The organism is Serinicoccus profundi, assembly GCF_008001015.1.
Classification (GTDB): Bacteria; Actinomycetota; Actinomycetes; order Actinomycetales; family Dermatophilaceae; genus Ornithinicoccus; species Ornithinicoccus profundi.
This window is the reverse complement of record NZ_CP042862.1, coordinates 2,472,019-2,496,077: the sequence shown is the minus strand read 5'-3', so window position 1 is coordinate 2,496,077 and position 24,059 is coordinate 2,472,019. Positions and strand designations below refer to the sequence as shown.

The following is a 24,059-nucleotide window of genomic DNA, read 5'->3' as shown; positions in this document are numbered from 1 at the left end:
CGCAGGCTCAGTCCCGACAGTCCGGTCCCGGACCACAGCGCGCGGACCTCAGATTTCTTGCTCTTCCGCTAGGAGAAACCACATGCCCCCCAAGAGCCGTCAGGCCACCGGCGCCCGCAAGGTGCGCCGCAAGGAGAAGAAGAACGTCGCCTTCGGGCAGGCTCACATCAAGAGCACGTTCAGCAACACCATCATCACGATCACCGACCCGACCGGTGCCGTCATCGCCTGGTCCTCCTCGGGCCAGGTCGGGTTCAAGGGTTCGCGCAAGTCGACCCCCTACGCCGCGCAGATGGCCGCCGAGGCTGCCGCCCGCCGCGCCATGGACCACGGGATGAAGAAGGTCGACGTCTTCGTCAAGGGCCCGGGCTCGGGTCGCGAGACCGCGATCCGCTCCCTGACCGCCGCAGGCCTCGAGGTCGGCGCGATCTCCGATGTGACGCCCCAGGCGCACAACGGCGTCCGTCCGCCCAAGAAGCGTCGCAACTAAGCACCGGAAGGAATCAGGGAATACATCATGGCCCGTTACACCGGACCCATCACCAAGAAGTCCCGCCGGCTGAAGGTCGACCTCGTCGGCGGCGACAAGAACTTCGAGCTGCGTCCCTTCCCCCCGGGACAGCACGGCCGTCGCCGCAGCCAGGAGAAGGAGTACCTCACCCAGCTGCAGGAGAAGCAGAAGGCTCGCTTCACCTATGGCGTCATGGAGAAGCAGTTCCGCCGCTACTACGCCGAGGCGGCCCGCCGCCCCGGTAAGACCGGCGCGAACCTGCTCATCATCCCTGGAGTCCCGCCTCGACAACGTCGTCTACCGGGCCGGCCTGGCCCGGACCCGCCGCGCCGCGCGCCAGCTGGTGACCCACGGTCACTTCCTGGTGAACGGCACCCGGGTCGACGTGCCCAGCTACCGGGTGGAGCAGTACGACATCATCGAGGTCCGTCCGCAGTCGGTCGAGACCTTCCCGTTCGAGCTGGCCCGCCAGACCTACGGCGACCGCCCGGTCCCGGCCTGGCTCAAGGTCGTTCCCGGCTCGCTGAAGATCCTCATCCACCAGCTGCCCACGCGTGAGCAGATCGACACGATCCTCACCGAGCAGCTCATCGTGGAGCTCTACTCGAAGAACTGACCCCTTGGGGGCACCGCCCCCGGACCCCCGGGCGGGTATGGCGGCACTCGTCATACCCGCCCGTCGTCAGGATCACGGACAGAGGTGGTCCTGGCCGCCGGCCCCTGGCCGGCACCCTCACCGGGCGTCATATAGCGGTCGCCCGTGGAAAGGAACGAAACGTGCTCATCGCACAGCGCCCCACCCTCACCGAGGAGGTCGTCTCCGACAACCGCTCCCGGTTCGCTCTCGAGCCGCTGGAGCCGGGCTTCGGTTACACCCTCGGCAACTCCCTGCGCCGGACCCTGCTGTCCAGCATCCCCGGTGCCTCCCTGACGAGCATCCGCATCGACGGCGTGCTCCACGAGTTCTCCACGATCCCCGGGGTCAAGGAGGACGTCACCGAGGTCATCCTCAACCTCAAGTCGCTGGTCGTCTCGAGCGAGCACGACGAGCCCGTCGTGATGTACCTGCGCAAGCAGGGTGCCGGCGCCGTCACCGCTGCCGACATCGCCCCGCCGGCGGGCGTCGAGGTCCACAACACGGACCTGCACATCGCCACGCTGAGCGAGTCCGGCTCGCTGGAGATGGAGATGACTGTCGAGCGTGGCCGTGGCTACGTCTCCGCGCAGCTCAACAAGTCGGGCGAGCAGGAGATCGGCCGCATCCCGGTCGACTCCATCTACTCGCCGGTCCTCGCCGTGACCTACAAGGTCGAGGCCACCCGTGTCGAGCAGCGGACGGACTTCGACCGGCTCGTCATCGACGTCGAGACCAAGAGCTCCATCGCCCCGCGCGACGCCGTGGCGTCGGCTGGGCGCACGCTCGTCGAGCTGTTCGGTCTCGCCCGCGAGCTGAACGTCGAGGCCGAGGGGATCGAGATCGGCCCGTCGGTCGGCGAGGGCGCACTGGCCTCCGACCTGGCCCTGCCGATCGAGGAGCTGGACCTCACCGTCCGGTCCTACAACTGCCTCAAGCGCGAGGGCATCCACAGTGTCGGTGAGCTGGTGGGCCGCAGCGAGGCCGACCTGCTCGACATCCGCAACTTCGGTGCCAAGTCCATCGACGAGGTCAAGGACAAGCTCGCCGAGATGGGCCTGGCCCTCAAGGACAGCCCCCCCGGGTTCGAGGGTGCGGCCGCCTACGAGGACGGCACGTACGACGACGAGGGCGACGCCGCCTTCGCCGAGGACGAGCAGTACTGAGACGAAGAACTAAGGAGAACTCATGCCTGCCCCCAAGAAGGGTCCGCGCCTCGGCGGCGGTCCGGCGCACGAGCGCTTGATCCTGTCCAACCTGGCGACCGCTCTGTTCGAGCACGACCGCATCACCACCACCGAGGCCAAGGCCAAGCGCCTGCGCCCCCTGGCCGAGCGGCTGGTGACCTTCGCCAAGCGTGGTGACCTGCACAACCGGCGCAAGGTCCTGGCCATCATCCGGGACAAGGGTGTCGTGCACCGCCTCTTCACCGAGATCGGCCCCGACGTCGCGGAGCGCCAGGGTGGCTACACCCGTATCACCAAGATCGCTCCCCGCAAGGGTGACAACGCGCCCATGGCTGTCATCGAGCTCGTCCGCGAGCCGGTCGCCAAGAAGGCCGTCGTGACCCAGGCCGAGGGCGCCACCAAGCGTGCCGCCAAGGACCAGTCGAAGGCCGAGCCGGCTCCTGCCGCCCCGGCCGAGACGGTCGAGGTCAACGAGACCTCCTCCGAGGACACGACCGAGGCTGCGATGGTCTCGGCCGGCGCGCAGGACGGCGTCGCCGCGCAGGAGGACACCGACCAGGGTCGTGACTTCGGTCCCGACAGCCGCCTGGCGACCGAGGACGGCGAGGCCCCTGAGGGCTTCGACGTCAAGGGCAACGCGGACTCGATGAAGTACCACGTGCCGGGCTCGCCGTGGTACGACAACACGATCCCTGAGGTGTGGTTCGCCTCCGCGGAGGCCGCACAGGCGGCTGGCTTCGAGCCGGCCGGTGGCGCTGCCGCCCAGGGCGCCGACGCCGGTGTCGAGCTCGGCAAGGCCGACGACGACAGCTGAGCATCCATGATCGACCGCACAGCCGGTCGACAGGTGACGCCGAAGGGCCACCTCCCGCTCGGGAGGTGGCCCTTCGGCGTACGGCACCATGGGTGGGTGCGCATACGTCTCGACCTGGCCTACGACGGCACCGACTTCTCCGGCTGGGCCCGACAACCGGGTCTGCGGACCGTGGAGGAGACGCTCAGCGACGGTCTCGGCCGGGTCCTGCGGATCGACCCGCCGCGTCTGGTGGTCGGCGGGCGTACCGACGCCGGGGTGCACGCCAGGGGATCGGTCTGCCACCTCGACATCGACGACGACGTATGGCGCCGCGTCCCGGGCCGCTCGGACCGACCCTCGGGCGAGGCTCTGGTCACCCGCTTGCGGGGGGTGCTGCCGCCGGACGTAGCGGTGCGCGCTGCGCGCGAGGTGCACCCCGACTTCGATGCCCGGTTCTCCGCGGTGCGGCGGCGCTACAGCTATCGCCTGGTCGACCGGGCAGGGCGGGTGGACCCGTTGCGTCGCCGGGACACCGTCGTGGTCCGTGGCACGCTCGACGTCGAGGCGATGGACGCGGCTGCTCGCCCGTTGCTGGGGCTGCGCGACTTCGCCGCCTTCTGCAAGCCGCGGGAGGGAGCCAGCACCGTGCGCACCCTGCTGGACTTCTCCTGGCGGCGCGACGACGAGGGCGTGATCGAGGGCACGGTGGTCGCGGACGCCTTCTGCCACAGCATGGTCCGTGCCCTCGTGGGGGGTGTGATGCCGGTGGGGGAGGGTCGGCACCCCGTGAGCTGGCCGCTGGAGATCCAGGCCGCGGGCCGTCGCGATCCCGGGGTCCGGGTCATGCCGGCGCACGGGCTGTGCCTGGAGGAGATCGTGTATCCGGACACGCAGGAGGGGCAGCGCCGACGTGGGCTGGAGAGCAGGGCCCGGCGTGAGACCCCGTGCTCGGGCCCGCGCGGCTAGAGTGGTGGCATGCTGGCCGCCTACGTCGAGGAGTTCCACCCGGACGAGCCACTGAGGGGGCTCGTGGTGGGCGACAGACCCGAGCCTGAGCCGCAGCCCGGCTGGCAGGTGCTCCCGGTCGTCGCGGCCGGTCTTAACCACCACGACCTCTGGTCGCTGCGAGGGGTGGGTCTCACGAGGGAGCAGCTCCCCATGATCCTCGGCTGTGACGCGGTCGCCGAGCACCCCGAGCTGGGGGAGGTCGTGGTCCACCCTGTCATCACCGGCACACCGGGGTGGGAGGGCGACCCGACACTCGATCCACGCCGCAGCCTGCTCTCCGAGCGGCACCAGGGGACCCTCGCCGAGTGGGTCCTCGTCCCCGAGGGGGGATGGGTGTCGCGTCCCGAGCACCTGGACGCCGTGGAGGCCGCAGCGCTGAGCACCTCGTGGCTGACGGCATACCGCATGTTGTTCACCCAGGCGCAGGTCCGCCCCGGGCAGACGGTGCTCGTGCAAGGAGCCGGCGGCGGCGTCGCCACCGCACTCATCCAGCTGGGGGCGGCAGCAGGGCTGACGGTCTGGGTCACCAGTCGCTCCGAGGACAAGCGATCGCGAGCACTCGAGCTTGGCGCTGCCGACTCCTTCGAGACCGGGGAGCGGTTGCCCGCACGCGTGGACGCCGTCCTCGAGAGCGTGGGGGCCGCCACCTGGACCCACTCGATCAACGCCCTGCGCCCGGGCGGCACCGTGGTCATCTGCGGCGCGACCTCCGGCGATGCGCCGGAGAAGGCCGAGCTGACCAAGATCTTCTTCAAGCAGCTGCGGGTCCAGGGATCCACCATGGGGACCCGGGAGGAGCTGGGCGCGCTGTGCCGTTTCGTCTCCCGCGAAGGCTTGCGGCCGGCGGTGGACCAGGTCTACACCTTGGCCGACACCGGGCAGGCGCTGGAGCGTATGCAGCAGGGGGACGCGGTCGGACAGCTGGGCATCCAGGTGCGCTCCGGTGCCTCCCGGGGCTGAGTTTGCACCCGCCGCCCACACCCGTGTAATGTTCTACCTCGCGGCCGACGCAGTGCGGAGGACGCGACAGTCTGATTTAGACACCCTCACCGACGAACTCACCTCCACGGATGTGACATCGCAGTGAGAGTCAGGTAGGCTGGAGAGGTTGCCCCGAGCGGGAGGATCTGCACAACAGATTCGAACGGCGGTGTGTGTCCGATTCTTGAGAACTCAACAGCGTGTTTGTTTTTTGATGCCATGTTTTGTTTGCCATGGCTGGTGCCCGCTCCCGGGTGCTGGTTGTGGTTTTTGTTGGGATCGTTATCTGTTCGGTAATGGTTTTGTTTTTTATCGGAGAGTTTGATCCTGGCTCAGGACGAACGCTGGCGGCGTGCTTAACACATGCAAGTCGAACGATGAAGCGGTGCTTGCACCGTGGATTAGTGGCGAACGGGTGAGTAACACGTGAGTAACCTGCCTTCCACTCTGGGATAAGCGCTGGAAACGGCGTCTAATACTGGATATGACATTGCCTCGCATGGGGTGGTGTGGAAAGATTTTTTGGTGGTAGATGGACTCGCGGCCTATCAGCTTGTTGGTGGGGTAATGGCCTACCAAGGCGACGACGGGTAGCCGGCCTGAGAGGGTGACCGGCCACACTGGGACTGAGACACGGCCCAGACTCCTACGGGAGGCAGCAGTGGGGAATATTGCACAATGGGCGAAAGCCTGATGCAGCGACGCCGCGTGAGGGATGACGGCCTTCGGGTTGTAAACCTCTTTCAGCTCTGACGAAGCTTTTTGTGACGGTAGGAGCAGAAGAAGCACCGGCTAACTACGTGCCAGCAGCCGCGGTAATACGTAGGGTGCGAGCGTTGTCCGGAATTATTGGGCGTAAAGAGCTTGTAGGCGGCTTGTCGCGTCTGCTGTGAAAGCCCGGGGCTTAACTCCGGGTCTGCAGTGGGTACGGGCAGGCTAGAGTGTGGTAGGGGAGACTGGAATTCCTGGTGTAGCGGTGGAATGCGCAGATATCAGGAGGAACACCGATGGCGAAGGCAGGTCTCTGGGCCATTACTGACGCTGAGAAGCGAAAGCGTGGGGAGCGAACAGGATTAGATACCCTGGTAGTCCACGCCGTAAACGTTGGGCGCTAGGTGTGGGTCCCATTCCACGGGGTCCGTGCCGCAGCTAACGCATTAAGCGCCCCGCCTGGGGAGTACGGCCGCAAGGCTAAAACTCAAAGGAATTGACGGGGGCCCGCACAAGCGGCGGAGCATGCGGATTAATTCGATGCAACGCGAAGAACCTTACCAAGGCTTGACATACACCGGACGACTGCAGAGATGTGGTTTCCCTTTGGGCTGGTGTACAGGTGGTGCATGGTTGTCGTCAGCTCGTGTCGTGAGATGTTGGGTTAAGTCCCGCAACGAGCGCAACCCTCGTTCCATGTTGCCAGCAGCACCTTTGGGTGGCTGGGGACTCATGGGAGACTGCCGGGGTCAACTCGGAGGAAGGTGGGGATGACGTCAAATCATCATGCCCCTTACGTCTTGGGCTTCACGCATGCTACAATGGCCGGTACAAAGGGCTGCGATCCCGTGAGGGGGAGCGAATCCCAGAAAGCCGGTCTCAGTTCGGATTGGGGTCTGCAACTCGACCCCATGAAGTCGGAGTCGCTAGTAATCGCAGATCAGCAACGCTGCGGTGAATACGTTCCCGGGCCTTGTACACACCGCCCGTCAAGTCACGAAAGTCGGTAACACCCGAAGCCGGTGGCCCAACCCTTGTGGAGGGAGCTGTCGAAGGTGGGACTGGTGATTGGGACTAAGTCGTAACAAGGTAGCCGTACCGGAAGGTGCGGCTGGATCACCTCCTTTCTAAGGAGCACTTCGTGTGAAGTTAGTGCCTCGTGGTGCACCCGTTCGTGGTGCCCGGGGTTGCTCTGGGTGGAACATCGAAGGACTGTCGCCCCTGCTGGTGGGTGTCATCGTTGGTGAGTACGGCTCGCGCTTCCCTTTGGGGGGTGGGGTGTGGAAAGTCTGGTGGTGGCTGCTGGTGGGTGGTGCAAACACGCTGTTGGGTCCTGAGGGATCGGATCCTGTGCTCTTCTGGGTGCGCGCGCTTGGCCACGGTTGTGGTGGGTGTGTGTGGCCTGGTGGGGTGTGGGGTGTGGTGCTTCTGGTGGCTGGGATCACGTGGTTGGGGTTATACCCGCGGCTGGGTCCTTGGTGTCTGCTCCCTGTGTGGGGGTGGGTGACCGAGGGTTTGGGTGTGTGTGGTGGCTTTGGTCTGGTGGTGGCTGGTTGTTGGTTGAGAACTGTACAGTGGACGCGAGCATCTGTATCTTTGTGGCTTTTTTGTTAAGTTTTTAAGAGCGCACGGTGGATGCCTTGGCACGAGGAACCGAAGAAGGACGTAGGAATCTGCGATAAGCCTCGGGGAGTCGATAACCAGACTGTGATCCGAGGGTGTCCGAATGGGGAAACCCGGCCAGCTTCATCGCTGGTCACCCGCACCTGAATATATAGGGTGTGTGGAGGGAACGTGGGGAAGTGAAACATCTCAGTACCCACAGGAAGAGAAAACAACATGTGATTCCGTGAGTAGTGGCGAGCGAAAGCGGATGAGGCTAAACCGTAGTTGTGTGTGATACCTGGTAGGGGTTGCAGCTGCGGGGTTGTGGGAGTGGTGCGTACTGGGTCTACCAGCCTGGTGCACAGTAAGAAATCGCGTGGTGTAGGTGAAGGGTCTGGAAAGGCCTGGCGTAGACGGTGAGACCCCGGTAGCCGAAACATCCGTGACTGTGTGTGCCGCCTCCCGAGTAGTACGGGGCCCGAGAAATCCCGTACGAATCTGGCAGGACCACCTGCTAAGCCTAAATATTCCCTCGTGACCGATAGCGGACAAGTACCGTGAGGGAAAGGTGAAAAGTACCCCGGGAGGGGAGTGAAATAGTTCCTGAAACCGTGCGCTTACAATCCGTCGGAGCTGGCCTGCGGGCTGGTGACGGCGTGCCTTTTGAAGAATGAGCCTGCGAGTTAGTGCTCAGTGGCGAGGTTAACCCGTGTGGGGAAGCCGTAGCGAAAGCGAGTCCGAAGAGGGCGTTTGAGTCGCTGGGTCTAGACCCGAAGCGGAGTGATCTACCCATGGCCAGGGTGAAGCGCGGGTAAGACCGCGTGGAGGCCCGAACCCACTTAGGTTGAAAACTGAGGGGATGAGCTGTGGGTAGGGGTGAAAGGCCAATCAAACTCCGTGATAGCTGGTTCTCCCCGAAATGCATTTAGGTGCAGCGTCATGTGTTTCTTGCCGGAGGTAGAGCTACTGGATGGCTGATGGGCCTTACCGGGTTACTGACGTCAGCCAAACTCCGAATGCCGGTAAGTGAGAGCATGGCAGTGAGACTGCGGGGATAAGCTTCGTAGTCGAGAGGGAAACAGCCCAGATCACCAGCTAAGGTCCCTAAGCGTGTGCTAAGTGGGAAAGGATGTGGAGTTGCGAAGACAACCAGGAGGTTGGCTTAGAAGCAGCCACCCTTGAAAGAGTGCGTAATAGCTCACTGGTCAAGTGATTCCGCGCCGACAATGTAGCGGGGCTCAAGCACACCACCGAAGCTGTGGCATCAGCACTTTGCTCAGCCCTCTCCCCTTTGCGGGGGTGGGTTCAGGCGTGTTGATGGGTAGGGAGCGTCGTGCCGGGAGTGAAGCATCCGAGTGATCGAGGTGTGGATCCGGCACGAGTGAGAATGCAGGCATGAGTAGCGAATGAAGAGTGAGAAACTCTTCCGCCGAATCACCAAGGGTTCCAGGGTCAAGCTAATCTGCCCTGGGTAAGTCGGGACCTAAGGCGAGGCCGACAGGCGTAGTCGATGGACATCCGGTTGATATTCCGGAACCGGCGAAGAACCGACCCATACCGAATCCGGGGATGCTAAGCGCCTGAAGCCACCCATTGCTGCACGCCCTTGTGGTGTGTGGTCGGGTGGTGGAACGCGTGACCCGAGCTGGTAGTAGGTAAGCGATGGAAGGACGCAGGAAGGTAGCCTCCGCGTGGCGATGGTAGTCCACGTCGAAGAGCGCAGGGCCGGGGAGTGGTAAATCCGCCCCATCAGTGCCCGAGGCTTGATCGTGACCGCGTATGCGGGAAGCAGGGTGATCCTATGCTGCCAAGAAAAGTTCCTAGCGAGGTTCGAGCCGCCCGTACCCCAAACCGACTCAGGTGGTGAGGTAGAGAATACCGAGGCGATCGAGTGAATCGTGGTTAAGGAATTCGGCAAAATGCCCCCGTAACTTCGGGAGAAGGGGGGCCGGACGCGTGAAACCCCTTGCGGGTTAGCGTTGAAGGCCGCAGAGACCAGGGAGAAGCGACTGTTTACTAAAAACACAGGTCCGTGCGAAGTCGCAAGACGATGTATACGGACTGACGCCTGCCCGGTGCTGGAACGTTAAGGGGACGGGTCAACCCACGTGTGGGTGAAGCTCTGAACTTAAGCGCCAGTAAACGGCGGTGGTAACTATAACCATCCTAAGGTAGCGAAATTCCTTGTCGGGTAAGTTCCGACCTGCACGAATGGCGTAACGACTTCTCCACTGTCTCAACCGCGAACTCGGCGAAATTGCATTACGAGTAAAGATGCTCGTTACGCGCAGCAGGACGGAAAGACCCCGGGACCTTTACTATAGCTTGGTATTGGTGTTCGGTACGGCTTGTGTAGGATAGGTGGGAGACTATGAAGCGGCCACGCCAGTGGTTGTGGAGTCAACGTTGAAATACCACTCTGGTCGTTCTGGATATCTAACCTCGGTCCGTGATCCGGATCAGGGACAGTGCCTGGTGGGTAGTTTAACTGGGGCGGTTGCCTCCTAAAGAGTAACGGAGGCGCCCAAAGGTTCCCTCAGCCTGGTTGGCAATCAGGTGTCGAGTGTAAGTGCACAAGGGAGCTTGACTGTGAGACAGACATGTCGAGCAGAGACGAAAGTCGGGACTAGTGACCCGACGGTGGCTTGTGGAAGCGCCGTCGCTCAACGGATAAAAGGTACCCCGGGGATAACAGGCTGATCCTGCCCAAGAGCTCATATCGACGGCATGGTTTGGCACCTCGATGTCGGCTCGTCGCATCCTGGGGCTGGAGTCGGTCCCAAGGGTTGGGCTGTTCGCCCATTAAAGCGGTACGCGAGCTGGGTTTAGAACGTCGTGAGACAGTTCGGTCCCTATCCGCTGCGCGCGTAGGAAACTTGAGGAGAGCTGTCCCTAGTACGAGAGGACCGGGATGGACGAACCACTGGTGTGTCAGTTGTCCTGCCAAGGGCACCGCTGATTAGCTACGTTCGGACGTGATAACCGCTGAAAGCATCTAAGCGGGAAGCACACTTCAAGATGAGGTTTCCATCACCCCTAGGGTGGAGAGGCTCCCAGCTAGACTACTGGGTTGATAGGCCGGACGTGGAAGCACAGCAATGTGCGTAGCTGACCGGTACTAATAAGCCGATAACTTAACAAAACCAACAAAGTCTCAAAGTTCTTACAGACATCATGCTCGCGTCCACTGCACGGTTCCCGACCCACAACCAACCCAGCAACAATGGTTGGACATGGTCGAACATGTTACGGCGGTCATAGCGTCAGGGAAACGCCCGGTCACATTCCGAACCCGGAAGCTAAGCCTGACAGCGCCGATGGTACTGCACTGGGAACGGTGTGGGAGAGTAGGACACCGCCGGACCACCCTTACGAAAGGGCCCGCCCACCAGGGCGGGCCCTTTCGGCATGTCCCCCACCGTCCCGTGTAGCCTCGTGCTGCACGGGACGTGGGCACGTGCAGACACATCGTTGGGAAGGAAACATGACTGCTGCAGCGCGCCTGAAGAAGTTGGCGATGGGGGTCCTCCCGACGCCGGTGTCGGACCGGGTACGTGCCGCAAGGCGGGTCGGCAGGGATCGTGCTGCAGCGGCCCGTCGTGAGGTGCGCAAGGCGCAGCGTCGGCAGGCGCTGCTCGACGCGGACCCGGAGGTGCGTCTGGTGAGCACCGGAGTCCTCAACGGTCCCGGGCGGGTGGTCACCGACTTCACGGTCGAGCAGGCGGCCCGGCACAACCTCGAGCTCGTGACGACCGTTCTCGAGCGGGCCGGCGTGGACTACTTCATGGTCCGTGGGCGTTCGGCTCAGCGATACGTGCTGGGGGTGCACCGGCGCCACCGTTCGACGGTCTTCCGTGAGATGCGGGAGGCCTACCGGTCCAGTGCGTTGCACGCCGTCAAGCCGGGGGCCGGCGGATCGGTGGCGTTGATCAGCGCATACGTCGACGGCGCCCTCGCCAAGGCGATCAAGACAGGGTGGACCGTGCGCTTCGCCGAGCCGCTGCTGTCGCCGGCCGGGAAGGTCGTCGCCGGGGTCGAGTTCGGTTGCGACATCGAGTTCTGGCGCGACGGGGTGGACCTGCTGCCCGGTGGTGCGGCCGAGGGAGCCTCCACCAAGCTGCGGTGCAAGACGCCTCCGGCGGGGCTCGAGGGCGCCCTCGTCGCGCCGCGGCCCAACCGGGTGGCTGATGTCCTGCCGCTCTCCGCCCAGGTGCCCGCCACCCGCGCGGTCGGCGGGAGGTCCTACCCGACCTTCGAGCCGTTCACCTGGACGCTCATGGACGACGTCACCTTCCCGGTCGACGTCGTCTACACCTGGGTCGACGGCGAGGATCCGCGGCACGCCGCCAAACGGGCGGAGCACCGCGGTGACGTGGCCCTGGGTCTGGCCGCCAACGCCTCCCGCTACGCCAGTCACGACGAGCTGCTGTACTCCCTCCGCTCGGTGCACATGTATGCGCCGTTCGTCCGCGACATCTACATCGTCACCGACGACCAGGTGCCGGCGTGGCTCGACCAGGGCGCTCCCGGCATCACCGTGGTGGACCATCGCGAGATCTTTCCCGACGACGCGCTGCCGACGTTCAACTCGCACGCCATCGGGACCCGGCTGCACCACATCCCGGGCCTGGCCGATCACTACCTCTACTTCAACGACGACGTCTTCCTCGCGCGCCTGCGGCGCGCGGAGGACTACTTCTACGCCAACGGGATCGCCAAGGTGCCCTTCTCGCCCGCGCAGTTCGGGGTCGGGGACATCGTGCGGGGGGAGGTGGCGCCCAACTCGGCCGGCAAGAACGTCAGGTCCCTGCTGGCTGCCGACTTCGACCGAGGCATTACCAACAAGTTCAAGCACGCCCCGCACCCGCAGCTGCGCGAGGTGATGAGCGAGATCGAGGAGAGGTACTCCGAGGTCGTGGGGCGGACGACGCGATCCCGGTTCCGCTCCGTCGAGGACGTCGGCTTCGCCGCCACGCTGCACCACCACTACTCCCTGCTGACCGGTCGTGCGGTGCCGGGCGAGGCGCGGATGAGCTACGTGGACATCGGCTCCGTCGATGCCGCCGAGCGGTTGGCGCGCCTGCAGGTCCACCGTCGCGTCGACAGCTTCTGCCTCAACGACGTGGACACGCCTGAGCACACGCGCGAGGCGGTGCACGAGATGGTGGGTGCCTTCCTCGAGGAGCGCTTCCCGTTCCCGTCCCCCTGGGAGCGCTCTGGCGCCTGACACCGGGCGCCTCCGGTTGCAAGATCTTGCGTAGGGGTGTTGTCTTTCTCGCAAGATGCCCCTACGTTGGGGGCAACGTCCCTGTCCTGACCCTTGGAGACCGCAATGACGCGTCCACTTCTCGCTGCTGCCCTCAGCGCCACCCTGCTCGCGACCACCGGGGCAGCGACCCTGGCCAGCCAGGCCGTCGCACCGAGCATGGCGGCGGCCGCGCCCGCGAGGACGGTGACGCTGGTGGGGGATCTGCAGAGCGAACTCGGGTGCGCCCAGGACTGGGCCGCGGCGTGCGAGGCCACCGTCCTGTCCCCGGTGGAGGGCAGCCCTGACCTCTACCGCTCCTCCTTCGAGGTTCCCGCTGGCCGATGGGAGTACAAGGTGGCCCTCGACGGGGCCTGGGACGAGTCCTACCCGGAGGCGAACCTCGCCTTCGAGCTGCAGGGCCCCGCCACCGTCGAGTTCTCCTTCGACGACGTGGAGGACGAGGTCGGGCTCGTCCCGCTGCTGGGCGAGCAGACCACCGAGCAGGACGCGGCGCTGGCCACGGACAGCCTGCGGGCCCCGGTGACGCGCGAGCAGTTCTACTTCGTCATGGCCGACCGCTTCGCCAACGGGGACACCAGCAACGACACGGCCCAGATCGCGGGCGACCGGCTGGAGCACGGCTTCGACCCGACCGACAAGGGTTTCTTCCACGGCGGCGACCTCGCCGGGATCCAGGACCGGCTGGACTACATCGAGGGCCTGGGGACGACCGCCATCTGGCTCACCCCGAGCTTCAAGAACCGCCCCGTCCAGGGGTCGGGGGCCGACGCGAGCGCGGGCTACCACGGCTACTGGGTCACCGACTTCACCCAGATCGACCCCCACCTCGGGACGAACGAGGAGATGAAGGCGCTCATCGACGAGGCGCACGACCGGGGGATGAAGGTCTACTTCGACATCATCACCAACCACACCGCGGACGTCATCGACTACGCCGAGGGGGAGTACGGCTACGTCGACAAGGAGACCGAGCCCTACCGCGACGCGGCCGGCAACGCCTTCGACGACCGCGACTACGTCAACAAGCCGTTCCCGCTCCTGGACCCCGAGACCTCCTTCCCCTACACCCCCGTCTTCCGCACCGAGGAGGACGCGGAGGTGAAGGTACCGGGCTGGCTCAACGACCGCACGCTCTACCACAACCGCGGCGACTCCACCTTCGCCGGCGAGTCCAGCCTGTACGGCGACTTCGTCGGCCTGGACGACCTCTTCACCGAGAACCCCGAGGTGGTCGACGGCATGGTCGACATCTACTCCACCTGGGCCGACCTGGGCATCGACGGTTTCCGGATCGACACCGTCAAGCACGTCAACCTGGAGTTCTGGCAGGAGTTCAGCCCGCGTGTGCTCGAGGCCGCCCGCGCCGAGAACGAGGACTTCTTCATGTTCGGCGAGGTCTACGACTCCAACCCGGAGTACCTCTCCACCTTCCCCACCGAGGGTGAGCTCCAGGCCGTCATCGACTTCGGCTTCCAGGCGCGCTCGGTCGCCTTCGCGCGGGGTGCCGCCACCACCGATCTGCGGACGTTCTACGCGCAGGACGACTACTACACCGACACCGACTCCAACGCCTACCAGCTGCCGACCTTCACCGGCAACCACGACATGGGCCGGGCGGCGATGATGCTGGCCGGGGACCACTCTGGGGAGGACCTGCAGCGGCGGGTCGAGCTGACCAACGCGCTGATGTTCCTCACCCGCGGGCAGCCGGTCGTCTACTACGGCGACGAGCAGGGCTTCATCGGAGCCGGCGGCGACAAGGACGCGCGGCAGGACATGTTCGCGACCCAGGTGCAGCAGTATGCCGACGAGCCGGTCATCGGCGCTCCCTCCGGTGCGCGGGACCGCTACGACACCGGGCACCCGCTGTACCGGCAGATCGCGGCGCTCAGCGACCTCGTCGAGGCCAACCCCGCGCTCGCCGACGGGGCGCAGATCCACCGCTACGCGAGCAACGAGGCCGGGATCTACGCCTTCTCCCGGATCGACGCCGAGGAGCAGGTCGAGTACCTCGTCGTGGCCAACAACTCCGACGAGCCCCAGCAGGCATCCCTGTCGACCTACGGCTCCCGCACGATGTTCCGCGCCATCTACGGCGAGCGGGGCCGGTTCATCACCGGGTCCGAAGGCCGTCTCACCGTCGACGTGGACCCGCTGTCCGTCGAGGTCTACCGGGCCGAGAAAGACCTGCGCGGGCGTCGTGAGGCACCGTCGGTCGCGCTGACCAGCCCGGCGGCCGGCGGGGTCGTGGGCGGGCGCGCCGAGATCGGTGCCGCGGTGCCGGAGAACGTCTTCGCGCAGGTGACCTTCGCCTACCGCCCCGTCGGTGTGCAGGAGTGGTCGGTGCTCGGCACCGACGACAACGCGCCCTACCGTGTCTTCCACGACGTCACCGGTCTGCCGGACGGCACCCTGCTGGAGTACCGGGCGATCCTGCAGGACCACTCCGGCAACGTCTCGGCCTCCTCCAGCTACGGCATCGTCGGCGAGGCCGGCAGCGGCGGGGGCGGCGGTGGTGGGGTGGACCCCATCGGCCCGGTCGAGCAGCCGGACGCGGTCAGCGTGCCCGGTAGCCACAACCCCGCCATGGGCTGCTCGGGCGACTGGCAGCCGGACTGCGACCAGGCGCAGCTCACGCTGGACGCGAAGGACACCGTCTGGAAGGGGACCTACGACGCCGGCACGATCCCGGCCGGCGACTACGAGTACAAGGCTGCGATCGACCGCTCCTGGGACGAGAGCTACGGCGCCGGCGGAGCACCCGGAGGTGCCAACATCGGCTACACCGCCGATGGCGGGCCGGTGAGCTTCTACTACGAGCACGCCCGCCACTACGTGACCTCCGACGCGGAGGGCCCGATCATCACCGCTCCCGGCTCCATGCAGAGCGAGCTGGGCTGCCCCGGCGACTGGGACCCCTCCTGCATGGCCCCCTGGCTCATCGACCCGGACGGCGACGGCACGTATACCTATGCCACCACCGCGATCCCGGCCGGCACCTACGAGCTCAAGGTGGCGCACGGCCTGTCCTGGGACGAGAACTACGGCGAGGGCGGCGAGCGGGACGGCGCCAACATCGGCTTCTCCGTGCCCTCCGACGGGGTGCGGACGACCTTCAGCTACGACCTGGAGACGCACGTGCTGAGCGTGACGACGTCCGAGGCGGGCGTGGCGCCGGACCTCGGCTCGCAGCGCGCCTACTGGGTGCGCGAGGACCTGGTGGCGTGGCCCGCAGAGGGGGTCGAGGACGCCGTGCTGCGCGACTGGCGGCTCCACTGGTCCGCCGACGGCGGGCTGGGGATCGATGCCGAGGCCGTCACCGGAGGTGACTCCTCGCCGCTGACCCTGGACCCGGACGGGCTTCCTGAGGAGGTGCTCGAGGACTTCCCGCACCTCGAGGGCTACCTCGCCCTGCGGCTGGACCGGCGCAGCGCCCGGGCCGCCGGGGACATCCTCACCGGACAGGTGGCCGTCGCGATGTACGACGACCTCGGCCGGCTGGCCGACGCGACCGGGGTCCAGGTCCCGGGTGTCCTCGACGACCTGTATGCCGAGCGGGCCGCCGACACCGCGCTCGGCGTGAGCTGGCGTGGCCCGAACCCGACCCTGCGGCTGTGGGCCCCGACCGCCCAGGACGTGCGGCTGCTGACCTGGCCCGAGGGCGGCCAGGGTGACCCCCAGGAGTCGTCCCTGCGCCGGCTCAAGGACGGCAGCTGGGAGATCAAGGGGAAGAGGTCCTGGACGGGTCGCGAGTACCTCTTCGAGGTCGACGTCTTCGTGCCGGAGACCGGGGCGGTGGAGACCAACCGGGTCACCGACCCGTACTCGGTCGCCCTCACCCTCGACAGCGAGCGCTCGGTGCTGGTCGACCTGGACGACCGGCAGTGGCAGCCGCGGGTCTGGCAGCGGGCGGAGGCGCCGGCGCTCGAGGACGAGGTGGACCAGACGATCTACGAGCTGCACGTGCGCGACTTCTCGATGGCCGACCCGGACGTGCCGGCCGAGCTGCGCGGCTCCTACCTGGCCTTCGCCGAGGACGGCTACGGCCGCCGCCACCTGGAGGCGCTCGCCGAGGCGGGGATGAACACCGTGCACCTGCTCCCGACCTTCGACATCGCCTCGATCCCGGAGACGACCGCCGACGCGGAGGCGGTGCCGCAGCCGGACTGCGACCTCGACTCGCTCCCGCCGGACAGCGCCGAGCAGCAGGAGTGCGTCATGGCGCAGGCCGACGCGGACGCCTTCAACTGGGGCTACGACCCGTGGCACTTCATGGCGCCCGAGGGCTCCTACGCCTCGACGACGCAGGCGGCCCAGGGCGGTGCCCGGGTGGCCGAGTTCCGGACGATGGTCGGCGGGCTGCACGAGTCCGGTCTCCGCGTCGTCCTGGACAAGGTGTTCAACCACACCGCCCAGTCGGGCCAGGGGAGCAAGAGCGTCCTCGACAAGGTCGTGCCCGGCTACTACCACCGGCTCAATGCCGTCGGTGACGTGGAGACCTCGACCTGCTGCGAGAACATCGCGACCGAGCACGCCATGGCCGAGAAGCTCATGGTGGACGCGGTGGTCGTCTGGGCGCGGGACTACAAGGTCGACGGCTTCCGCTTCGACCTCATGGGTCACCACAGCCGGGACAACATGCAGGCGGTGCGTGCCGCGCTGGACGAGCTCACCGTCCGCCGCGACGGCGTCGACGGCTCGCAGGTCACGCTCTACGGCGAGGGGTGGAACTTCGGCGAGGTGGCCGACAACGCCCGGTTCTACCAGGCCACGCAGGGTCAGCTCGACGGCACCTCGATCGGCACCTTCAACGACCGGCTGCGCGACGGCGTCCGCGGTGGCGGACCCTTCGACGAGGACCCGGGTGCGGAGAAGGGCTTCGCGACGGGTGGCACCAGCGGCAACGACACCGACCTGGTGCAGGTCGGCCTCGCCGGCAACCTGCGGGGCTTCGAGCTGCGCAGCCAGGAGACCGGTGAGGTGGTGACCGGCGAGCAGGTCGACTACAACGGCTCGGCCGCCGGCTACGCGGAGGACCCGGACGAGGTCGTCAACTACGTGGACGCCCACGACAACGAGACGATCTTCGACGCCCTCACCTTCAAGCTGCCGCAGGACCTGCCGATGGCGGACCGGGTGCGGATGAACACCCTCGCCCTGTCCACCACGACGCTGTCGCAGTCGATCAGCTTCTGGCACGGTGGCGCCGACCTGCTGCGCAGCAAGAGCCTGGACCGCAACTCCTACAACAGCGGCGACTGGTTCAACCTGCTCGACTTCACCATGACTGAGAACGGCTTCGGTCGCGGGCTGCCCCCGGCCGCGGACAACGAGGACAAGTGGGACCTCATGCGCCCGCTGCTCGCCGACCCGTCGCTCGCGCCGGAGCCGGCCGACATCGAGCAGGCCTCCGCCATGGCGGCCGACCTGCTGCGGCTGCGCTTCTCCACCGACCTTTTCCGGCTCGGGGACCCCGAGCTCGTCGAGGACAAGGTGTCCTTCCCGGTGTCCGGGACCGAGGCCGGTGACCCCCAGGTGATCGTCATGCGCATCGACGACACCGTCGGGGCGGATGTCGACCCGGAGCTGGACGGCGTCGTGGTCGTCTTCAACGCCGGCGAGGAGCCGGTCGAGCAGGCCGTGCCCGGCCTGGAGGGTGCGCAGCTGCGGCTGTCGCCGGTCCAGACCGCCGGCGCCGACGAGGTCGTCAAGGGATCGACCTGGGACGCCGCGAGCGGCACCGCCCAGGTGCCGGCACGCACCGTGGCGGTCTTCGTCCAGCCGTGAGGTGCGAGGCAGGATGGGTCGGGTGGACTCCCTCGACCTGCTCCGTGCCCGCGCCCACTGGCTGACCGCCGATCTCCTCGCCGTCCCGGCGACCGCACTGCCCTCCGGCACCGCCGCCGAGGACCTCTCGTGGGGCCTCGCGGCGGCGCCGGACGGCGGGCTCGGCAGGAGGGGCGACGGGGCGGCCGAGGAGCTGCCCCTGACCCTCGCCGACGGGGCCCTCCCGGCGACCGTCGCGGCCCGCTGGCCGCACCTGGCGGCATACCACCCGCTGCGGCTCACCCCCGAGGGAGCCCAGCGGGCGGGCACCCTCCTCACCGGCCAGGTGGCCCTGCTCGGACGGGGCTCCGACGGGAGGCTCCGGGTGGCGACCTCGCTGCAGGTGGCCGGGGTGCTGGACGACCTCTACGCGCGAGAAGCCACTCGGCGGACCTACGGCGTGACGTGGGTGGGGGAGTCGGGGCGCCGCCGACCGACCGTCACGGTGTGGGCCCCGACCGCGCGGTCGGTGGAGCTACTGCTCTGGGACGGACGGCCCGAAGCCGACCGTGACGCTGCGTGGGGGCCGCACGGGGAGCCGCTGCCGGTGCCCATGGAGCGCGGTGCCGACGGTGCGTGGACCGTGACCGGGACCCCGGCCTGGGCGGACCGCTGCTACCTGCTCGAGCTGGACCACGTCCTGCCGCGGACGGGGGAGCGCCGCCGGGTCCGGTCCACCGATCCCTGGTCGGTGGGGCTGTCGCTGGACTCCCGCCACTCGGTGCTCGTCGACCTGGACGACCCACGGCACGCGCCCCGCCGGTGGGTCGAGGCTCCTGCGCCGCGACCGATCCGCGCGGTCGACCAGGCGATCTACGAGCTGCACGTGCGTGACTTCTCGCGGGACGACGAGCAGGTCGCGCCGCAGGAGCGCGGCTCCTACCTCGCCTTCGCCACGGAGGGGCACGGGCGGCGCCACCTCCGGGCGCTCGCCGACGCAGGTCTGACCAGCGTCCACCTCCTGCCGACCTACGACCTCACCTCGGTCCCGGAGGACCCGGCGCACCAGGCCCACGAGGCGGTCGAGGAACTCGCGGCCCTGCCTCCGGACAGCAGCGAGCAGCAGCGCCGGGTGCGGGCCCATGCCCTGCGCGACGCCTTCAACTGGGGATACGATCCGTGGCACTTCCTCGCGCCCGAGGGCTCCTACGCCAGCAGCCCCGGCCAGGCGCATGGCGGCGCTCGCACGGCGCAGTTCCGCACCATGGTGGCGGGGTTGCACGAGCTGGGGCTGCGCGTCGTGCTCGACCAGGTCTACAACCACACGACCGACTCGGGCCTGCACCGGGCCTCGGTGCTCGACCGGGTCGTGCCCGGGTACTACCACCGCCTCGACGCCGAAGGGCACGTCGAGACGTCCACCTGCTGCCAGAACCTCGCGACCGAGCACGCGATGGGGCAACGGCTCATGGTCGACGGGTGCGTGCTCTGGGTGCGGCACTACCGGGTCGACGGTTTCCGCTTCGACCTCATGGGGCACCACTCGCGCGCCGACCTCGAAGCCGTCCGCGCCGCGCTCGACGCCCTCACGCCGGACGAGCACGGCGTGGACGGCAGCGCCGTCCACCTCTACGGCGAGGGCTGGGACTTCGGGGAGGTCGCCCGCGGAAGCCGGTTCCGGCAGGCCCGTCAGGGCGAGCTGGACGGCACCGGCATCGGCACCTTCAACGACCGGCTGCGCGACGCCGTGCGCGGCGGCAGTGTGCACGACGCCGACCCCCGCGCCGGCCTCGGTTTCGCCACCGGGGGTCGTGACCCCCGGCATACCGACCTGCTGCAGGTCGGGCTCGCGGGCGGGCTGCGGGACCTGCGGTTGCGCTCCCAGGAGTCAGGGACGCAGGTCCGGGCTGAGCAGGTCGACTACGTCGGCTCCGCCGGAGGGTATGCCGCGAGCCCGGAGGAGGTCGTCAACTACGTCGACGCGCACGACAACGAGACGTTGTGGGACACCCTGCTCCTCAAGCTGCCGCCGCAGACCCCGATGGCTGAACGCGTGCGCCGCAACACGCTCGCGCTCGCGGCCGTCACCCTCTCGCAGGGGATCAGCTTCTGGCACGCCGGAGCGGAGATCCTGCGCAGCAAGAGCCTGGACCGCAACAGCTACGCCTCGGGCGACTGGTTCAACCACTACGACCCGGCGTTGCGCGACAACGGCTTCGCCCGGGGTCTTCCACCGGAGCCGGACAACGGTCCCCGGTGGGAGCTCATGGCGCCGCTGCTGGCCGATCCTGCCCTCGTGCCCTCGAGGGAGGCGATGGCGCTGGCGCGCGGGTGCGCCCTCGACCTGCTGCGCCTGCGGGCGGCGCACCCGCTGCTGCGGCTCGGGTCGGCCGAGGCGATCCTCGACTCCGTGACCTTCCCGGTGTCCGGCACCGAGCACGGGGCGCCGGACCTCGTCGTCATGGTCGTCGACGGACGGGTCGTCGACGCGCCGTCGCAGGAGGACGGGCTGATGGTGGTGCTCAACGCCTCGACGGACGCGCGGACGGTGACGGTGCCCGGGCTCGCGGGCCAGCGCTGGGCGCTCTCCCCGGTGCAGCGTGAGGGCGCCGACGAGCAGGTCAAGGCCACCAGGTGGCGCCTCGCGGAGGGTCAGGTGCAGGTGCCCGGGCTCACGGCCGCCGTCCTGGTCCGGTGAGGGCGGACGGCAGGGGCAGCGCGCAGGTGTAGACCACGACCCGCCTGGCCGCGGGGTTGCCCTGCCCCACCCGTCGATAACGCTCCAGCACCTCGAGCAGCTCGGCGCGCAGCGCGGTGACCTGCTCGGCCGTGACCTGCACCGTGTGGTCCTCCAACCCGCACGCCTCCCTCCAGACGGGGTCGTGCGTGCTCCGCTCCGCGAGCCAGCCGCGGGCGCGCTCGTCGAAGTGGGCGAGGTAGTCCAGGGCCAGCCAGTCGGCCGCCTGCGCGTCGTCGTCGTCGAGCGGCTCCTCCTCGACACCGGCGGCGGGAGCCAGCCCCAGCGCCCGCCATACCCGACGCCGACCGGTCCCGGTCCCGGTGTCCTCCACCAGGCCGACCTCGGCCAGCTTGCGCAAGTGGTATGACGTTGCGCCGGTGTGGGTGCCCAGGGCCCGGGCCAGATCGCTCGCCGTCGCGCGACCGTGCACCCGCAGCTCGGCGAGCAGCCGACTGCGCAGCGGGTGGGCCAGGGCCCGGAGGGCGGAGCGGTCGGTCACCTCACGTCTCCTGGGCGAAGCTCTCGGTGGTCGTCCCTGCCCGGGCCGTCTCCGGCTTGGAGGCCAGGAAGGCGTTGACCCAGCGGGCCTGCGGGTCGGCGTCGATGAGCACCGCCTTGACCAGGAGCGTCGCCGGCAGGGCCAGGAGAGCGCCGACCGGGCCGAGCACCCAGGCCCAGACGATGAGGGAGATGAAGGTGACGGTCGGGGTGACCCCCACGGCGTCACCGGTGAACTTCGGCTGGATGAGGCTCTGCACGCAGAAGTTCAGGACGCTGTAGACCACGACGACGAGCAGGGCGTTGACGGGTCCGTTGGCCAGCAGCGCGACGACCGCCGGAGGGACGAGACCGATGACGAAGCCGATGTTGGGGATGTAGTTGGTGAGGAAGGACAGCACACCCCAGGCCAGCGCCAGCGGGACGCCCAGCCAGGCGAGGGCGATGACGTCCAGCACCGCGACGATGAGGCCGAACAGCGTGGTGACGACCCAGTAGCGACGGACGCCCTGGGCGAAGCTCACGAGGGCGTGGGCCACGTTGGGGTGCTGGTCCTTGACCAGCGCCATCCGCCGACCGGCGCTCATGGAGTCGATCATGAGGAAGAAGATGACGATGACCGTGGTCGTGAGCAGTCCGAGGATGCCGGTGAGGTTGCCGAGCACGCCGCCCAGGGCGGCGATGATCCGGCTGGGGTCAAGGGCCGACTCGAGCTGGGCGGTCAGGGTGTCCTGCTGCAGCCCGTAGCCCTCGAGGAAGGCCACCGACTGGTCGTAGAGCTCGGAGTAGCGCTGGCGGTACTCCCGTGAGCTCAGCTCCTCGACCATCGCGGCGGCCGCCCACCCCAGGGCCGTGAAGAAGCCGATGAGGAAGGCGAAGATCGCGGTCCCGGTCAGCAGCGCGGCAAGGGCGCCGGGGACACCGATCCGGACCAGCCACCGCTGCAGGGGTGCGGCGGCCAGGACGAGGTTGAGGGCCAGGAAGATCGGCGCGATGTAGTCCCGCAGCTGGTGCAGGCCGAGGAGCACGGCGAAAGCGAGGGCGATGCCGAGCAGCACGAGGACCGCGCGGGGCCAGGGCTCGGACGCCACCGGAGCCGGGGGCGTGCTCTCCGCCGGGACGCGGCGATCGACCGGGCGGCGACGCAGGGAGGGGAGGATGGGCACGGCGTGCTCCTTTCGACGTCAGCAAGGCTACGGCAGGCCCGGATCAGTGCACAATAGTTGTGCATACAACTCGCCGCAGCGGCCTCGTAGAGCCCCGAAAACCTGGTCTGACCTGCAGGTTCGAGGAGTTTGGGTGGGTCCAGGTCGGCCGGTAGACTTGAACAGTTGCCCATCACCAACTCTCGAAGAAGGTAGGCGAATGCGCACCTACTCCCCGAAGGCCAGCGAGGTCACCCGCGCCTGGCACGTCATCGACGCCAGGGACATCGTCCTGGGTCGCCTGGCGTCCCAGACCGCGATCCTGCTTCGCGGCAAGCACAAGACGATCTTCGCCCCCCACGTCGACACCGGCGACTTCGTCATCATCATCAACGCCGACAAGGTGGCCCTGACCGGCTCCAAGCTGGAGCAGAAGAAGGCCTACCGCCACTCCGGCTACCCGGGCGGCCTCCGCGCCGACAGCTACGAGCAGCTGCTCGAGAAGCACCCGACCCGCGCCGTGGAGAAGGCCGTCCGCGGCATGCTCCCCAAGAACTCGCTCGGGCGCCAGATGCTCTCCAAGCTCAAGGTCTACGCAGGTGAGACCCACCCGCACGCGGCCCAGCAGCCTGTCCCGTACGTCATCTCCCAGGTCGCCCAGTAAGGAAGCCGAAGCACCTATGACTGTCAACGACATCGACACCGCCGACGGCGCAGACTTCGACGAGAACGCCGTCTCCGAATACACCACGGAGTCCAGCGCGGCGCCCGAGGCTGCCGCGCAGCGGCCCTCGGCCTCCGCCCCGGGCGCCGGGACCGGTCGCCGCAAGCAGGCCGTCGCTCGCGTGCGCATCGTGCCCGGCACCGGCCAGTGGCGCGTCAACGGGCGCACCCTCGCCGAGTACTTCCCCAACAAGGTGCACCAGCAGATCGCGGCCGAGGCCCTGACCCTGCTGGAGCTGGACGGCGCCTACGACGTGCTCGTCCGCGTGCACGGTGGTGGCCCCTCCGGCCAGGCCGGTGCGGTCCGCCTCGGTGTGGCCCGCTCGCTCAACGGCGTGGACGCCGAGCTCAACCGTCCCGCGCTGAAGAAGGCCGGTCTGCTCACCCGTGACGCCCGTGTGCCCGAGCGCAAGAAGGCCGGCCTCAAGAAGGCCCGCAAGGCGCCGCAGTACAGCAAGCGCTGATCCGGTCCCGGCGGCCGCGTC

General features: G+C 67.6%; 12 protein-coding genes, 3 rRNA genes and 1 pseudogene. 14 read left to right on the top strand and 2 right to left on the bottom strand.

What is annotated here, in order from left to right; genetic code table 11:
* Window positions 1–82 precede the first annotated feature (82 nt).
* From rpsK to pulA (FA582_RS11470), 12 genes and pseudogenes are all read left to right on the top strand, one after another.
* A complete protein-coding gene (gene rpsK, locus FA582_RS11525; RefSeq protein WP_010148644.1) occupies window positions 83–490 on the top strand; it encodes a 30S ribosomal protein S11 in 408 nt (135 codons plus the stop codon).
* 27 nt (window positions 491–517) lie between these two features.
* A pseudogene (rpsD, locus tag FA582_RS11520) lies at window positions 518–1,127 on the top strand (30S ribosomal protein S4).
* Between the two features lie 161 nt (window positions 1,128–1,288).
* Window positions 1,289–2,311, top strand: coding sequence for a DNA-directed RNA polymerase subunit alpha (locus FA582_RS11515; RefSeq protein ID WP_010148642.1), 1,023 nt, complete (start codon window positions 1,289–1,291; stop codon window positions 2,309–2,311).
* Window positions 2,312–2,333: 22 nt separating this feature from the next.
* Complete coding sequence (rplQ, locus tag FA582_RS11510; RefSeq protein ID WP_010148640.1) at window positions 2,334–3,146, top strand: 50S ribosomal protein L17, sunset domain variant; 813 nt, start codon at window positions 2,334–2,336, stop codon at window positions 3,144–3,146.
* A 96-nt stretch (window positions 3,147–3,242) separates the two neighbouring features.
* Window positions 3,243–4,094, top strand: a complete 852-nt coding sequence (truA, locus tag FA582_RS11505) for a tRNA pseudouridine(38-40) synthase TruA (RefSeq protein ID WP_033229262.1) — start codon at window positions 3,243–3,245, stop codon at window positions 4,092–4,094.
* A gap of 9 nt (window positions 4,095–4,103) precedes the next feature.
* A complete protein-coding gene (locus FA582_RS11500) occupies window positions 4,104–5,096 on the top strand; it encodes a zinc-binding dehydrogenase (RefSeq protein ID WP_010148637.1) in 993 nt (330 codons plus the stop codon).
* 330 nt (window positions 5,097–5,426) lie between these two features.
* Window positions 5,427–6,955: ribosomal RNA gene (locus FA582_RS11495) — 16S ribosomal RNA — on the top strand.
* A 481-nt stretch (window positions 6,956–7,436) separates the two neighbouring features.
* Window positions 7,437–10,575, top strand: a 23S ribosomal RNA gene (locus FA582_RS11490).
* A 105-nt stretch (window positions 10,576–10,680) separates the two neighbouring features.
* Window positions 10,681–10,797 (top strand): 5S ribosomal RNA (gene rrf / locus FA582_RS11485).
* Together the 16S, 23S and 5S rRNA genes form the textbook arrangement of a ribosomal RNA operon.
* 120 nt (window positions 10,798–10,917) lie before the next feature.
* Window positions 10,918–12,660 (top strand): stealth family protein, encoded by a 1,743-nt coding sequence (locus tag FA582_RS11480; RefSeq protein ID WP_029541117.1) that lies wholly within the window; start codon window positions 10,918–10,920, stop codon window positions 12,658–12,660.
* A 105-nt stretch (window positions 12,661–12,765) separates the two neighbouring features.
* Complete coding sequence (gene pulA, locus FA582_RS11475) at window positions 12,766–18,489, top strand: pullulanase-type alpha-1,6-glucosidase (protein WP_010148042.1); 5,724 nt, start codon at window positions 12,766–12,768, stop codon at window positions 18,487–18,489.
* Between the two features lie 22 nt (window positions 18,490–18,511).
* Window positions 18,512–21,166, top strand: coding sequence for a pullulanase-type alpha-1,6-glucosidase (pulA, locus tag FA582_RS11470; protein WP_010148041.1), 2,655 nt, complete (start codon window positions 18,512–18,514; stop codon window positions 21,164–21,166).
* Here pulA (FA582_RS11470) and FA582_RS11465 read toward each other — a convergent pair.
* Together FA582_RS11465 and FA582_RS11460 are read right to left on the bottom strand one after the other, a co-directional pair.
* Entirely contained in the window at window positions 21,141–21,707 is a 567-nt protein-coding gene (locus FA582_RS11465; RefSeq protein WP_010148040.1) for a winged helix-turn-helix domain-containing protein, read from the bottom strand. The two genes, pulA (FA582_RS11470) and FA582_RS11465, sit on opposite strands and share 26 nt — an antisense overlap.
* Before the next feature lies 1 nt (window position 21,708).
* Entirely contained in the window at window positions 21,709–22,872 is a 1,164-nt protein-coding gene (locus FA582_RS11460) for an AI-2E family transporter (RefSeq protein WP_010148039.1), read from the bottom strand.
* A gap of 199 nt (window positions 22,873–23,071) precedes the next feature.
* On the opposite strand from FA582_RS11460, the gene rplM reads away from it, so the two are divergent.
* Together rplM and rpsI are read left to right on the top strand one after the other, a co-directional pair.
* Window positions 23,072–23,515 (top strand): 50S ribosomal protein L13, encoded by a 444-nt coding sequence (gene rplM / locus FA582_RS11455; RefSeq protein ID WP_010148037.1) that lies wholly within the window; start codon window positions 23,072–23,074, stop codon window positions 23,513–23,515.
* Window positions 23,516–23,531: 16 nt separating this feature from the next.
* Window positions 23,532–24,038 (top strand): 30S ribosomal protein S9, encoded by a 507-nt coding sequence (gene rpsI / locus FA582_RS11450; protein ID WP_010148036.1) that lies wholly within the window; start codon window positions 23,532–23,534, stop codon window positions 24,036–24,038.
* The last annotated feature ends 21 nt before the right edge of the window (window positions 24,039–24,059 follow it).

Excerpts from the sequence above, each read along its gene's own strand:
- rpsK (WP_010148644.1), top strand. The coding sequence starts at position 83 with ATGCCCCCCAAGAGCCGTCAGGCCACCGGCGCCCGCAAGGTGCGCCGC.
- FA582_RS11480 (WP_029541117.1), top strand. The coding sequence starts at position 10,918 with ATGACTGCTGCAGCGCGCCTGAAGAAGTTGGCGATGGGGGTCCTCCCG.
- pulA (WP_010148042.1), top strand. The coding sequence starts at position 12,766 with ATGACGCGTCCACTTCTCGCTGCTGCCCTCAGCGCCACCCTGCTCGCG.
- rplM (WP_010148037.1), top strand. The coding sequence starts at position 23,072 with ATGCGCACCTACTCCCCGAAGGCCAGCGAGGTCACCCGCGCCTGGCAC.
- rplQ (WP_010148640.1), top strand. The coding sequence starts at position 2,334 with ATGCCTGCCCCCAAGAAGGGTCCGCGCCTCGGCGGCGGTCCGGCGCAC.
- rpsI (WP_010148036.1), top strand. The coding sequence starts at position 23,532 with ATGACTGTCAACGACATCGACACCGCCGACGGCGCAGACTTCGACGAG.
- FA582_RS11500 (WP_010148637.1), top strand. The coding sequence starts at position 4,104 with ATGCTGGCCGCCTACGTCGAGGAGTTCCACCCGGACGAGCCACTGAGG.